A 13,331-nucleotide genomic window follows, 5' to 3' on the forward strand; every position below is an offset into this window, starting at 1 on the left:
ACCGCGTGCCCGAGCTGCACGCCGGCGACCCGCGCACCCACTCGTCGGTACCCACCCCGTATCCGGCCGCGTGCCGACCGCAGGCGTGGTCGGCCGCCGCCGCGGTGGTGTGCCTGACGACGCTCGCGCCCGCCCCCGGGGCGTGAGCCCGCCGGGCGGCGCCGTACCCGAGCGGCGCCGCCCGGCCCCTCCCCGCGCGCCGGGCAGCCGGAGGCGGGTCATGGTCCGCGAGGACCGGCGCCCTCACGCGACGCGCGCGACCGTCCCGCCCGTCAGCCGCACGAGCTCGTCGAAGGTCAGCGGAAATACCGTGTGCGGCGTCCCTCCGGCGGCCCAGATCTCGTCGAAGGCCGCGAGGTCCTCGTCGACGACGGTCGTCAGCGCCGCGGGGTGACCGGTCGGAGCCACGCCGCCGATCGGCTGCCCGGTCGCGGCGAGCACCTGCTCGGGCGTCGCGCGGCGGATCGCCCCGCGCCCGAGCCGTTCGGCGAGAGCCGTGGTGTCGACGCGGTGCGCGCCGCTGGTCATGACCAGCAGCGGCTCGTCATCGCTCCAGAACACCAGGCTGTTGGCGATCGCGCCCACCTCGATGCCCAGGGCCGCGGCGGCCAGTGCCGCCGTCGACGCGGCATCGGGCAGGACGACGATCTCTCCGGCGATCCGCGCGTCGCGCAGGGCGGCGGCGACGAGGCGGCTCCGGGCGGGCAGGGCATCGGTCATGCCCGCCAGCCTAGGGCCGCACGCCCCACCGCACGGCTCGCGCCCGGGGCCGCGAGCCGTCAGAATGGGAGTGGATGCCGCAACGCCGCGGCATGCGCGAAGAGCCGCCCACAAGGCGGCCGACGACAAGGAACGCGATGACCAACGCCCTGCCCCTGCCCGATTTCACCCACGAGCGCGTGGAGGTGATGACGGGACGCCGCAGCGGCCTGTTCATCGCCGTCGCCCTGCACTCCTCGGTCCTCGGCTCCGCCCTCGGCGGCGCCCGCCTGTGGACCTACCCCTCGTGGACCGACGCCCTGGGCGATGCCCTGCGTCTGTCCGCCGCCATGACCCTCAAGAACGCCGCCGCGGGTCTCGACGCGGGTGGCGGCAAGAGCGTGATCGGTCTTCCCGTGGGCACCGTGCTCGACGCCGACCGTCGTCGGGCGGCCTTCCTCGACCTCGGCGACGCCGTCGACAGCCTGGGCGGTCTGTACCGCACCGCGGAGGACGTGGGTTCGACCACCGACGACATGCTCGTCGTCAGCGAGCGCACGCCGCACGTGGTGGGTCTGCCCGACACCGTCGGTGGTTCGGGCGAGCCCGCGGGGCCCACCAGCCTGGGTGTGTACGCCTCACTCGTGGCGACGCTGGAGCGCGTCGCCGGCACCGGTGACGTCGCCGGCCGACGCATCACGATCGCGGGTCTCGGTCAGGTGGGCAGCCGCCTCGCCGAGCGTCTCGCCACGGAGGGCGCCGCGCTCACCGTGACCGACGTCAACCCCGCCAAGCGCACCCTCGCCGCCGAGCTCGGCGCGACGTGGGTCGAGCCGGGTGAAGCGCATCTGATCCCGGCCGAGGTGTTCGTGCCCGCAGGCATCGGCGGGGTGCTCACCGACGAGGTGATCGACGCCCTCGATGCCCGCGCCGTGTGCGGACCGGCCAACAACCCCCTCGCCGAGCGTTCCGGCGCCGAGCGCCTCGCGCAGCGCGGCATCCTGTACGCGCCCGATTTCGTGGTCAACGCGGGCGGCGTCATCTACCTCGATCTGGTGGCGAAAGAACGCGGCACGCTCGAGCAGATCATGGGCCGCGTCGCGGGGATCGGCGACACCGTGCGCCGCGCCTTCGACGAGGCCGCCGCGCGCGGTGTGACGCCCCTGGCCGCCGCCGAAGGCCTGGCCGCCGAGCGCCTCGCCACGGGCACGGCGACGAACGCCCTGGTCTGACGCCCGGAACGACGAGAGCCGGGTGCCGTTCATCGGCACCCGGCTTTCACGTCCGTCGGTCGGGGTGATCAGTGCGCGGCGTCGTAGGCCGTCAGAATGCTTTCCGAGATGCGACCGCGGTCGCTGATGGGGAATCCATTCTTCTCGGCCCACGACCGCACGTCGACGAGGTCGCGTGTCGGGATGGCGCGCGGTCGGGATGCCCGTCGGACCGGAACGTGGGCGGAGCCGGCGGTGCGTCCGGCCGCGATGTAGGGCCGGAATGCATCGCGCAATTTCTCTGCATTGTCTTCGGAAAGATCGATCTCGTAGGCGCGGCCCTCGAGAGAGAACTGCACCGTCGTTCCATCGTCGATGACGGTGCCGTCGAGATCGTCGATCAACTGGGTGATGTGCTTTTTCGCCATGCGCCGACCTTATGAGGCGCTCACGCGGCCCCGCCGTTGCATCGGCGATATTTCACCCTGCTTTTCGCCCCACATCGAAAGGCGCCTGGGCGTTTCTCATTCGGTCAGGACGGATTACTCACCATTCTCGACCGCGACGATTCGGTGATCATCGTCATGAGAGAGCTCGGTGGCGAGAAAGCGGTCATCCGTCGGCACCCGCAGATGAAAGTCGGCGAAGGCCGTCATGCGCAATACCCCGGGGCCGAGATCTGCGTGCAGCACGTGCCCGCCGATGGTCCGATCCGCGCTGATGAAATGCAGATGCAGCCCTGCCACCGTGATTCCCTGGTAGATCCGCGGCATCCAGAATCCGACGAGAGAACCCTCGACCGCGACCGTATCGGTCTCGATCTGCTCGGCGGCGACGTCGGCGAGCGGACGAAGCGGCGGCGACTGGCGCCGCGTGACCCGGGTGCGGATCCGGTCGGCCGTGCCGTCCCAGCGCACCGCATGGAAGAGGTTGCGGCTGCGCAGCCGCTGTTCGACGAGGGCCCCCAGAGCGGCGAGATCCCCGCGATCGGCCGGAACGGTGGAAAAGGGGCCGACGGTGCAGACGTCCGCGAACGGAAGGACCTCGTCGTCGTCCATCCGCCGGGGCGGTCCGTCGGCGGTGCACTCGAGCAGTTCGCCGTCGATCAGGACGACCTCGCCGCCCAGTCCCTCGCAGCACCCGATCCCCGTGTCACCGAGCGCGCGTACATCGCGAGCGGCGATGCCCTGCGAATACACGCCGCTCAGAAGGGCGTCCAGAACGGCGAATTGAGAAACGGCGCCCGGGGAGAGGGGCGTTGTCACGCTTTCTCCCCGGAACGCCGCAGAATGATCAGGAATTCGCTTCGTTGTACGCGTCCAGGATGGAGGAGGGAACGCGGCCGCGGTCGCTCACGGTGTGTCCGTTCGCTCGCGCCCATTCGCGCACCGCGCCCAGATCGACGTCGCTGGTCCGGCGTTCGCTGCGGCCACGACGAGCGGCGGTGTTGCCGCGCGAGACCGAACGAGCGGCATCCACAAAAGGCGCGATCGCCGAATAGAACTTGTCGGCATTGCGGTCCGAGAGGTCGATCTCGTAAGCGCGACCTTCGACCGAGAAAGTGATCTGCTTTCCCTGTCCGTCTTCGAGAACAGAGCCGTCAAGGTCGTCCACGAGGTGGGTGATGTGCTTCATAGCCATAATATGCAAACCATACACCCGAATGCATCTCGTAACCTATGCGTATTCGCGTCTGATAAAGCACTTTCGCGCCCGCCCGTCCACACCGCCGTCGCGGACGCCACGAGGGACTATCCTCCCGGAGGTGGTGTTCGTTCCCTGGGCGCCACCTCAGACAGAGGAAGCATCTCGTGAGCCTATTCCGCACCAAGTCGGTGGAGCAGTCCATCGCCGACACCGACGAGCCGGAATTCCGGCTCAAGAAATCCCTCAGCGCGGTCGACCTGACCGTCTTCGGCGTGGGCGTCGTGATCGGCGCCGGCATCTTCACCCTCACCGGCCGTGCTGCCAACGAGGTCGCGGGCCCCGCGGTAGTCATCAGCTTCATCATCGCCGCCATCGCCTGCGGGCTCGCGGCCATGTGCTACGCCGAGTTCGCCTCGACCGTCCCCGTCTCGGGATCGGCCTACACCTTCTCCTATGCCTCGCTGGGCGAGCTGTTCGCGTGGATCATCGGCTGGGACCTGATCCTCGAGATGTTCCTGGGCGCGAGCGTCGTCGCACAGGGGTGGAGTGCGTACCTGGGCGCGTTCCTCGGGCAGATCGGCATCGTGCTCCCCGAGAATCTCTCCTCCGGTGGCATCGTCGACATCCCCGCGATCCTGCTCGTCCTGGTGCTGGGCGGTCTCATGACGGTCGGCATCAAGGAATCGCTGCGTGTCAATCTGGTGCTCGTCGCCGTGAAGCTCTTCATCGTGCTGTTCGTGATCATCGCCGGCATCCTGTTCATCAACCCGGCCAACTACACCCCCTTCGTGCCCGAGAGCGTGCCGACCGAGTCGGCGTCGGGCCTGACGCAACCGCTGCTGCAGTTCCTGTCGGGACTCGAGCCGGCGACCTTCGGTGTCGGCGGCATCCTCGCCGGCGCCGCCCTGGTGTTCTTCGCGTACATCGGCTTCGACGTCGTGGCCACCACCGCCGAAGAGACCAAGCGACCGCAGCGCGACCTGCCGATCGGCATCATCGCGTCGCTCGTGATCTGCACGATCCTCTATTGCGCGGTCGCCGTCGTCGTGACCGGCATGGTCCCCTACTCGGAGCTCAACCCGCAGGCCGCGCTCGCGAACGCCTTCGCCTTCCACGGACAGACATGGATGGCCACGGTCATCGCCGCGGGTGCCGTCGCCGGCCTCACGACCGTGGTGCTGACGCTGCTGATCGGCGCGACCCGCATCATCTTCGCGATGTCGCGCGACCGCCTGCTCCCGGGCGGCCTCGCCAAGGTGCACCCGCGCTTCCGCACCCCCTGGGTCATCTCGATCATCGTGACGGTGATCGTGGCGATCGTCGCGGGCTTCACCCCCATCGGCATCCTCGAAGAGATGGTGAACATCGGCACGCTGTCGGCGTTCGTGCTCGTCTCGATCGGGGTGGTCGTGCTGCGTCGCAAGCGCCCCGACCTCAAGCGCGGTTTCCGCGTGCCGCTGAGCCCTGTGCTGCCGATCCTCTCGGCACTCATCTGCACGTATCTCATGCTCAACCTGTCGGTCGAGACGTGGCTGCGCTTCCTGATCTGGCTCGCCCTGGGCTTCGCGATCTACTTCGCTTATTCGCGTGGACACGCGCGCCTGGCCACCGGGGCTCCGCTCGACCCCACCACGCCCCGCGTCGTGGCCCCGCCGAAGGAGTGACCCGCTTCTGACCCGTGGATGCCACGCCCCGACCGTTCCGATCCGGCCGGGGCGTGGTACGCAGGTCGCCACGCAGGCCGTCGACCAGCCCTATGGCGAGATGCACCGCGTGCGATTGATCTCGGGCACGTGGTTCAGCGACGCGGACGAGGTCCAACTTGACCCCCAGGTGATCGTCAACGAGGTCTTCTGGGATCGGATGGGACGACCCCCGCTCGCCTCGCACCCCGTCGTCGCGCTCGGCGGGCAGAGCGTACCGGGCGCCGCCTCGGGCATCCCCGCTGGGGACACCGCTGCCGTCGTGATCGGAGTGATCCCCGCGGCGCCATGGGATACGTAACCGTCGATGTTCATGCTCGCCGAACAGCTGCAGCGCCGAACAGCTGCAGCGCCTGCAAGACGCAGCGATCGGCGAACGGGGCGCCTCGGCCGTCGCCGCCGACCCCTACGGTGGCGACGCCCCGTCGACGCAGTACGAGATGTGGGTGCCCGCGGAGCTGTCTTCCCGCGCTCGTGGCGGTGCGGGTGAGGGTCATCGACGCCATCCGCTACTGACGAGCCAGGCGCTCGACAATCCCGGCGCACGGACCCGGCTGTGTCTGCCCCCTCGCTAGGGTGAAACGGTTCCTTTCTGAGCGTGGGCCCGCGAAGCCTCCCCTCGACGACTGACGGAGTACCCGTGATCAATTCGTTCATCGCTCGTGACCGCTCGCTCGCCGGATTCGCGCGGCCGGATGTCGATCCGTTCGTCGGCAGATACGAGACGCGGGAATCGGGCCACGTCGTGGGAGGCTTCTCCGTTCCCGACTGCCCAGACACTGGCCTCACGTCGTGGAGCACCGTGGGCGCCAGCTTCTTCGATACCGGCTACCGCACCGCTCGCGGCACGCCCATGACGGTCGAATTCGTCGGATGCGCGGGCAGCTCGTGGGACCGTTTCGGCACGGCCCTCGCTTTCTGCACATTCTTCGTCGCCGACGGGGGGCCGTCTCGATACGGGGCCGTCGTCCGCGGGGCGTTCTCACACGCGGGCCCTGACGTGACCACCCCGCACGGATTCATCGTCGCCCCGTTCTGCTGGCAAAACGCGTTTGCTCCGTACGAGGATGCCGACGTGCACACCACGTGGTTGCAGGTCGTGCCCATCACCGACGGGGAGGCCGCATTCGCGGAGGAGCGCACGGGAGACGCGCTCGAGGACCTCTTCGAGCGGTCGCAACCCGACCTCTTCGATCTCGGCCGCTCCAGCCTGGTGTGACCGCGGTCTGCGAGGGTCTCGACCGCGAGGCGTTCGAACGCGCGGCGCAGCTGTTCTATATCGTCGGCTCGGCCGCAGGACGGGCGACGCGACGAGCAGTAATAGCGTGAAACTCGACGCGAAAACTTGTCAGACGGATGGCGGAATGAGCCGTCTGCTCACCGGGCACATCGACTTACTCGGGCGGAGGCCAATGAATGCGTGAGTTGTGGTTCATAGACCGACACGGCGACGAAATCGAAGAAGGTATTACCGCCCAGGCCGCCGGCGACCTCTTGCGCACCATCGAAGATGCCAACGGCGATGAGGAACACCGCGCAATCACGGTCTGCGACTCCGACGGATGGAGCCTGGAGTTCTATGCTGAATCCGTCCGATTCGATAATGTGCACACCCCGGAGGAAATCGGGCGACTGCGGGGGCTCAGGCACGACGAACGCGTTTCCCTTGCCGACGAGCTGATCCGCGGCGACTTCGCTGCCCTGCGATCGCACCCGTGGGAGTCTCCCGAGGCCTGATCTTTCGACACGTTACGACGGCAAGCCCATCTTGACGCTGTTGGGCTCCTCCGTACGGGATGTCATAGGAGCACTCGACGAGAAAACCGTCCGAGGTGATGACACCCTTGCGTCCCGAATAGCACAGGCGGTCAAGATGGATGCCGACTCTCGGCAGCGGGCCGTCGAGTTGGCCATCGAACTGCCAGACGACTCCGTCGTCCAACTGCGGGCACAGTGGCAACAGCATGTTGAGGCTGCGCTTGTCGCGGGCGAGAAATCGGACCCGCTGGGCTGATCTCATGAATTGATCGACGTGATCACCGCCCAGGTGGCGGTCGCCAACGACCGGTTCGGCGCTCTCCGTCCGCATTTGGAGCAATCGAGCAGTAGTTCGACGAGGCCGTGGATCTGCCGGCGAACCGTGCGAAGGCAGAAAGCCGGGCGCCCGACTTGCTGCGTCGCGCGCATCGGGATGTGGGGAAAGCGGGCGAGCTGGTCGAGCCTTTCGCGACCATCCGCACAGCCTAGTGATGATGAAGCGGCGCAGCCCCTGACGGGGATGCGCCGCTTCACAGTGGCTCTTGCGAGTGATGTTTTCCCGAGAGACCGATGTGGTGGACCTGAGGGGATTCGAACCCCTGACCTCCTCGATGCGAACGAGGCGCGCTACCAACTGCGCCACAGGCCCGGACAACTCGACAACACTATCACGCCCTCGGTCCGTGCTGAGACCATCCCGGCGGCGCGGCCAGTCGTCTCGCCGTCGCATATGCCCCGCACCGCATGCCGCGTCGATGGGGGGCACGGCGGCACGTGCGGGAGACGTACACAACGGCGGGAGAAATCACGACACCCCGACCAAAGGAGCGGTCAACCCGGCGTGTCACCGCTTCGGCCCGCAGCTGTGCCCACGCGGGCCCGCCGCGTCGACGGGGCCACGGCGACACGTGGGGTCCCGTACACAACGGCAGGAAAAACCACGACACTCCGGCCGGAGGAGCGGCCAACCCGGCGTGTCACCGGTTCGGCCCGCCGCTGTGCCCACGAGGGTCCCGCCGCGTTGACGGTGCCACGGCCGCCCGTGCGGGACACGGGCACAACGGCGGGAGAACTTCCGACACTCCGGCCGAAAGAGCAGCCAACCCGGCGTGTCACCGATTCGGCCCGCAGCTGTGCCCACCCGCGGTCCACAGCCCCAGACGCGCCCGCGCCTCGGGACGGAGCCACCGAAGGCGAAGGGAGACGACGGGGATTACTCGCCCGAAGCGCGGCGCGCGAGCAGCCGCTGCACGTGATCCTGGATCTCGCTGTCGTCGACGTACCCCATGGCCGCGTACGGCGACGGCGCCGGAGTCACGGCCGCGGGACGAGCCGTCTCGATCGGCGTGGGGGCCTGTTCGGCGGCGATCGAGCGCGCCGCCTCTTCTCGAGCCGCGGCGCGCAGGGCGTCGCGGGCGATCTGCTCGTCGACGACGGCCGCGGCGCGCGAACCGACCGACGCGACGAGGGGCCGCGGCAGCTCGCGCGGCGTCCACGTCGGACGGGGCGTCGGCACCAGCGCGACGTCCTGCAGCTCGACGGCGGCGTGGGACGCGGCGACGATCACGGGCGCTACCGCGGTACGGGCGGCGACCAGCGCGATACGACGGAGAAGAACGAGGGATGCCACGACCACGGCGACACCCGCGACGAGGAGCACCGGAGCCGCTCCCCCGACGACCTGCACCACGCCCACGACCGCGGCGATGAGGCCCGCGAGGGCGACCGTGGTGACGGCCAGACGGAAGCGTCGGCGGATGCGGGCGCGACGCGCCGCCGGCACGGCGACGGCGGCGGCCCGCTCGGCCAGCGCACGCTCGACGGCGGCAGCCCGGTCGGCGCGGCTCTTCTCGAGCGCCGCGGCCCGCTCGGCGCGGGCGACGTGCACGGCGGCGGCGCGCTCGGCGCGCGCCAGTTCGAGGGCGGCGGCGCGCTGCTCTTTCACGACGTCGCGATCGCGGGCGCTCTCGAGACGCGCGACCTCGAGGCGCGCCTTCGCGGCCGCCAGCTCGGTCTGCGCCTTCTCGGCCTGGATCTGACGCGCGAGCTTCTGCTGCTGATGGGCGGTGCGCGCGGTCAGCTCCAGACGCACCTCGCGGGGCGTTTCCGCCGTCTCGGCCAGCACGCGCAGAGCCTGATTGAGGCGGACGGCATTGCGTTCGGCCGAGGTGAACCGGTGACGGCTCTGCCACGACGGAAGGAGATACACCAACCAGAGCGCGACCGCGACGAAGACGATCACGCCACCGCTGAGAACCTGCCCACCCATGGGTCAAAGGTAGGTCACCGAGAGATCACACCTCGGCATCCCCGCGCGTGTCGTGCCGAGACTCGGGGAAAGAAGACGCAAGGACCCGTCAGAGGCGATCGGCGGGAGGGATGCGCGCCGCGTCGGGCGGCACCTGCCCGCGTTCCCAACGGTCGAGCACGCCGTGCGGCACCTCTTCTTTGACGAGCGCGAACGAGTAGTGGTCGCGCCAGTCACCGTCGATGTGAATGTAGCGCCGACGCAGCCCCTCGTACCGGAAACCGAGCTTCTCGACGACCCGCAGACTCGCGTGGTTCTCGGGGCGGATGCAGATCTCGATGCGGTGCAGATTGAGCATCATGAAGCAGACGTCGGTCGCCATCGCCACGCCGATCGTGGTGATGTTACGGCCCGCGTACTCCTCTGCCACCCAGTAGCCGATGGTCGCCGACGCGAGAGAGCCGCGCGAGACGCCCCACACGTTCAGCTGACCGGCGACCTCGTCCTGCCACTCCATGACGAAGGGCACGCCGAGGCCATCGCGGAACTGCTGCAGCAGACGACGGATGCCGAGACGCATGTCGAACGAGACGGGGCCGTCGGGGCTGGTCGCCTCCCACCGGCGCAACCAGGCGCGGTTGTCGATCAGCTGCTGCTGGAGGACACGCGCGTCACGGTTGCGGATGAGTCGGATCGACACCTCGCCGTGCCGCCGTGGGACGGAGAGATCCATGGCACTCGCGGGGTCAGAGACCCTGCGCGAACTCCTTGAACCACGGGCGCAGCGCCGGACCGAGGTCGTCGCGATCGGCGGCGAGCTGCACGATGGCCTTGATGTAGTCCACGCGGTCGCCGGTGTCGTAGCGGCGCCCGCGGAAGACGACGCCGTACACGCCGCCACCGTCTCCGCCGCCGGTCGCGAGCTCTTCGAGGGCATCGGTGAGCTGGATCTCGCCGCCCTTGCCGGGCTCGGTGCGCTCGAGGATGTCGAACACGTCGGGGCCCAGCACGTAACGGCCGATGATCGCGAGGTTCGAGGGAGCGTCCTCGGCGCTGGGCTTCTCGACGAGCTGCGTGACCTTGACGACGTCTTCTGCGTCGGTCGGCTCGACGGCCGCGACGCCGTAGAGGTGGATGTGCGCCGGGTCGACCTCCATGAGGGCGATGATCGTCGCCGAGCGCCTGCCGTACTCGTCCATCATCTTGGTGAGCAGCGGGTCGCGCTCGTCGATGAGGTCATCGCCGAGCAGCACCGCGAAGGGGTGGTCGCCGACATGGCTGCGGGCGCGCAGCACCGCGTGCCCGAGGCCCTTGGGCTCGCCCTGACGCACCATGTGCACGTCGGCGAGGTCGGACGAGTGCTCGACCTTGGCGAGCTTGTCGTGGTCGCCCTTCTCGCGCAGCTTGGTCTCGAGCTCGGGCATCGAGTCGAAGTGGTTGGCGATGTTGTTCTTGTTGCGACCGATGATGATCAGGACGTCCTGGATGCCGGCACCCGTCGCCTCTTCGACGACGTACTGGATGGCCGGCTTGTCGACGACCGGCAGCATCTCCTTCGGCATGGCCTTGGTGGCGGGCAGGAAGCGGGTACCGAGGCCTGCGGCCGGGATGACGGCCTTGAAGGGTTTGTGAGGCATGGGGATACCTTAGCGGGACCGTGTGACGTCGCCGTTACACACGCGCACGTAGACTTACGCGCATGCCGGATCGCATCGAGCAGGCCAAACGCGCGCTCCGCGCCGACCTGCGCGAACGCCGCCAGACCGTCTCCGCCCACGCGCGCGAGGTGGCCGAGGCGGGCGTCAAAGAACAGCTCGACGCGCTCGTCCACCGCATCGGGGCGCGCAGCATCTCGTGCTTCTTGTCGACCCCCACCGAACCGGGCACCCACGCCTTCGTGTCGGGGGCGGTGGCGCGCGGCATCCGGGTCCTCCTCCCCATCACCCGCGAGGACGGCCTGCTCGACTGGAGCGTGGCCACACCCGACACCGAGATCACCGAGGGCATGTTCGGCCTGCCCGAACCCGTCGGAGACGTCCTGGGACCCATCGCCGTCAACGACGTCGACCTGCTGGTGATCCCGGCGGCCGCCGTCGACCACCGCGGCATGCGCCTCGGCTGGGGCCGCGGCTACTTCGACAAGACCCTCGGCTCGATGGAGCGCTGCCCCCCGGTCTACGCGGTCATCTTCGACTCCGAGTTCGTCGACGACGTGCCCCGCGACGTGCACGACCAGCCCGTCACGGGAGTGGTCACGCCCACGCGCACGGTCGCGATCGCCGCCCCCACCTCCTGACCACCCGAAGGATCGCCATGCCCACCTACTCCTACGCCTGCAAGCAGTGCGGCCACCGTTTCGACGCCGTGCAGTCCTTCTCGGATGCCGCTCTGACCGAGTGCCCCGAATGCGGCGGCGAGGTGCGCAAGCAGTACGGCTCGATCGGCGTCACCTTCAACGGCGCGGGCTTCTACCGCACGGATTCGCGCGGATCCTCCGGCGCGGCTTCTGGCGGCTCCTCGTCTTCTTCGACATCATCGAAGTCGGAAACGAAGACGTCCGCCCCGTCCTCGGCCTCCTGAGCCCCGGTCGGCGCGGCAGAAGGGGAGCCAGCGCATGATCAAGGGATTCAAGGAGTTCATCCTCCGCGGCAACGTCATCGACCTCGCGGTCGCCGTCGTCATCGGCGCGGCGTTCACGGCCGTGGTCAACGCGATCGTCAGCGCACTCATCAACCCGCTGATCGAGATCTTCTACAAGCCGAACGAGAACGGCGATTTCGGTCCGACGATCACGGGCATCTACGGCCAGGCGGTCACGTTCCCGCTCGGCGGCCTGCTGACCGCGATCATCAGCTTCTTCGCCGTCGCGCTCGTGGTCTACCTGGTGTTCGTCTACCCGATGAACCGCTGGAAGGCCATCGCCGCAGCGCGCGCGGGAGTGGGAGCCGAGAAGTCCGAGGAGCCCAAGCTGCCGACCGAACAGGAACTGCTCGTGCAGATCCGCGACCTGCTCGAGCGCCAGAACGACCGCGCCTGAACGACCGCGCCCGACCGCACGACGCCCGCGCCCGGAGCACTCCGGCGCGGGCGTCGTCCGCGTCCGGGGTCGGCCGCGTCCGCGGTCAGTAGTGGGGTGGGACGTCCCGCAGCATGCGGTCGTCATTGGGTCCGGATGCCGCGGGCCTCGCGCTCGTGCCGCGTTCCCGCTCGTCGGCGGGGGCGGGCTCGGCGGTGGTCCCCGGTGCGGCGAGCAGGCGCGCGCGACGCGCCCCCCGCACCCGGACGACCGACTGACGCGCGGCCGTGTCGGGGGCTTCGATGGGCTCGGCCCCCTCACGCTCGACCGAGGACCCTGAGCCCGTCGAAGGGACCGGGACCTCGTCCGGGGCTCCGGGGGAACCGGCATCCGGGATCTGCATCATCCGAGGCTCAGCCGGGCAGATCGAGGGGCTCGGTCGTCGACTCCGGCGGCGCGTCGCCCTCGGGGGCGATGCCCAGCAGCTCGGCGATGCGCGCGGCCACGCCGGCGGGATCGCTGTACAGGTCGAAAGCGTGCACGCGCACGTAGTGCCAGCCCAGGCGACGCAGGATCTGCGGGCGCAGGCGCAGCGTCTCGCGCAGCGACTCACCACCCGACTCCGGATCGCTCTCGGCGACGACGGCCTTGCCCTGGTGGCGGGCCACGAGGGGCAGCAGACCGCGGTAGTCGACGTCGACCTCGACGCCCAGGCGGCGGAGCTCCCGCGCCAGCGCACGGGTCAGAGGATCGGCGAGATCCTCGAGCCGGCTCTCGCGTCCGCGGGCTGCGACGTTGCCGAGGATGCCCATGAGGGTCGCCGCACCGTGCTCGAGACGACCGTCGTCGAACGCGGAGGGACGGATCGACGACACGATCACCATCGAGCGTCGCGCCCGCGTCATGCCCACGGTCAGCAGGCGCTCGCCGTCGGGGGTCGACAGATCGCCGAAGTCGCTCAGCACGCGCCCGTGGCGGGTCAGTCCGAACCCGAGCGAGAACACCACCCGGTCGCGGCTCTCGGCCACCGACTCCTCGAGCGTCAGAAC

Annotated in this window: 16 protein-coding genes, 1 tRNA gene and 1 pseudogene; 8 read left to right on the top strand and 10 right to left on the bottom strand. The window is 69.2% G+C overall.

The genetic code is table 11. The annotated features are described in order from the left end of the window. Nucleotides 1-243: 243 nt before the first annotated feature. Entirely contained in the window at nucleotides 244-720 is a 477-nt protein-coding gene (locus tag DBR36_RS06670) for a YbaK/EbsC family protein (protein ID WP_108318127.1), read from the bottom strand. A gap of 137 nt (nucleotides 721-857) precedes the next feature. Here DBR36_RS06670 and DBR36_RS06675 point away from each other — a divergent pair, with 137 nt between their 5' ends. Continuing rightward, entirely contained in the window at nucleotides 858-1,931 is a 1,074-nt protein-coding gene (locus tag DBR36_RS06675) for a Glu/Leu/Phe/Val dehydrogenase family protein (protein ID WP_108318128.1), read from the top strand. A gap of 68 nt (nucleotides 1,932-1,999) precedes the next feature. Here DBR36_RS06675 and DBR36_RS06680 read toward each other — a convergent pair whose 3' ends face one another. The 3 genes from DBR36_RS06680 to DBR36_RS06690 all read right to left on the bottom strand — a co-directional run bounded on the left by DBR36_RS06680 (nucleotide 2,000) and on the right by DBR36_RS06690 (nucleotide 3,551). Continuing rightward, a complete protein-coding gene (locus DBR36_RS06680; RefSeq protein ID WP_108318129.1) occupies nucleotides 2,000-2,338 on the bottom strand; it encodes an Lsr2 family protein in 339 nt (112 codons plus the stop codon). A 114-nt stretch (nucleotides 2,339-2,452) separates the two neighbouring features. Then, entirely contained in the window at nucleotides 2,453-3,175 is a 723-nt protein-coding gene (locus DBR36_RS06685; protein WP_108318130.1) for an acetolactate decarboxylase, read from the bottom strand. Between the two features lie 28 nt (nucleotides 3,176-3,203). After that, nucleotides 3,204-3,551 carry an Lsr2 family protein gene (locus DBR36_RS06690; RefSeq protein WP_108318131.1) on the bottom strand — a complete coding sequence of 116 codons (348 nt, stop codon included), beginning with the start codon at nucleotides 3,549-3,551 and terminating at the stop codon, nucleotides 3,204-3,206. A gap of 170 nt (nucleotides 3,552-3,721) precedes the next feature. Here DBR36_RS06690 and DBR36_RS06695 point away from each other — a divergent pair, with 170 nt between their 5' ends. From DBR36_RS06695 to DBR36_RS06710, 4 genes are all read left to right on the top strand, one after another. Next, nucleotides 3,722-5,221, top strand: coding sequence for an amino acid permease (locus DBR36_RS06695; protein ID WP_108318132.1), 1,500 nt, complete (start codon nucleotides 3,722-3,724; stop codon nucleotides 5,219-5,221). 109 nt (nucleotides 5,222-5,330) lie between these two features. Beyond that, the gene (locus DBR36_RS06700) at nucleotides 5,331-5,561 is read left to right on the top strand and encodes a hypothetical protein (protein WP_146185261.1); all 231 of its coding nucleotides are present in this window, start codon (nucleotides 5,331-5,333) and stop codon (nucleotides 5,559-5,561) included. A 339-nt stretch (nucleotides 5,562-5,900) separates the two neighbouring features. Further along, a complete protein-coding gene (locus tag DBR36_RS06705) occupies nucleotides 5,901-6,479 on the top strand; it encodes a suppressor of fused domain protein (RefSeq protein ID WP_181373510.1) in 579 nt (192 codons plus the stop codon). A 197-nt stretch (nucleotides 6,480-6,676) separates the two neighbouring features. Beyond that, nucleotides 6,677-6,997, top strand: a complete 321-nt coding sequence (locus DBR36_RS06710) for a hypothetical protein (RefSeq protein ID WP_108318135.1) — start codon at nucleotides 6,677-6,679, stop codon at nucleotides 6,995-6,997. A gap of 594 nt (nucleotides 6,998-7,591) precedes the next feature. Here the strand turns inward: DBR36_RS06710 and DBR36_RS06715 are convergent. The 4 genes from DBR36_RS06715 to galU form a co-directional block, all read right to left on the bottom strand. Further along, nucleotides 7,592-7,667: transfer RNA gene (locus tag DBR36_RS06715), tRNA-Ala, on the bottom strand. Between the two features lie 564 nt (nucleotides 7,668-8,231). After that, complete coding sequence (locus DBR36_RS06720; protein ID WP_108318136.1) at nucleotides 8,232-9,287, bottom strand: large exoprotein; 1,056 nt, start codon at nucleotides 9,285-9,287, stop codon at nucleotides 8,232-8,234. 88 nt (nucleotides 9,288-9,375) lie between these two features. Then, a complete protein-coding gene (locus tag DBR36_RS06725) occupies nucleotides 9,376-9,999 on the bottom strand; it encodes a GNAT family N-acetyltransferase (protein WP_108318137.1) in 624 nt (207 codons plus the stop codon). A gap of 13 nt (nucleotides 10,000-10,012) precedes the next feature. Continuing rightward, a complete protein-coding gene (gene galU, locus DBR36_RS06730; RefSeq protein ID WP_108318138.1) occupies nucleotides 10,013-10,903 on the bottom strand; it encodes a UTP--glucose-1-phosphate uridylyltransferase GalU in 891 nt (296 codons plus the stop codon). Nucleotides 10,904-10,965: 62 nt separating this feature from the next. Here galU and DBR36_RS06735 point away from each other — a divergent pair, with 62 nt between their 5' ends. The 3 genes from DBR36_RS06735 to mscL are packed head-to-tail and all read left to right on the top strand — an operon-like array spanning nucleotide 10,966 to nucleotide 12,303. Then, nucleotides 10,966-11,562, top strand: coding sequence for a 5-formyltetrahydrofolate cyclo-ligase (locus DBR36_RS06735; RefSeq protein WP_108318139.1), 597 nt, complete (start codon nucleotides 10,966-10,968; stop codon nucleotides 11,560-11,562). A gap of 17 nt (nucleotides 11,563-11,579) precedes the next feature. Next, entirely contained in the window at nucleotides 11,580-11,846 is a 267-nt protein-coding gene (locus tag DBR36_RS06740; RefSeq protein ID WP_108318140.1) for an FmdB family zinc ribbon protein, read from the top strand. A 34-nt stretch (nucleotides 11,847-11,880) separates the two neighbouring features. Then, complete coding sequence (gene mscL, locus DBR36_RS06745) at nucleotides 11,881-12,303, top strand: large conductance mechanosensitive channel protein MscL (RefSeq protein WP_108318141.1); 423 nt, start codon at nucleotides 11,881-11,883, stop codon at nucleotides 12,301-12,303. Between the two features lie 85 nt (nucleotides 12,304-12,388). On the opposite strand, the gene DBR36_RS06750 is transcribed toward mscL, so the two are convergent. Further along, entirely contained in the window at nucleotides 12,389-12,688 is a 300-nt protein-coding gene (locus DBR36_RS06750; RefSeq protein ID WP_258222602.1) for a hypothetical protein, read from the bottom strand. A 7-nt stretch (nucleotides 12,689-12,695) separates the two neighbouring features. Continuing rightward, nucleotides 12,696-13,331 (bottom strand): annotated as a pseudogene (locus DBR36_RS06755) (AAA family ATPase); the annotation flags it as partial.

This window comes from Microbacterium sp. HMWF026 (assembly GCF_003061325.1).
Classification (GTDB): domain Bacteria; phylum Actinomycetota; class Actinomycetes; order Actinomycetales; family Microbacteriaceae; genus Microbacterium; species Microbacterium testaceum_E.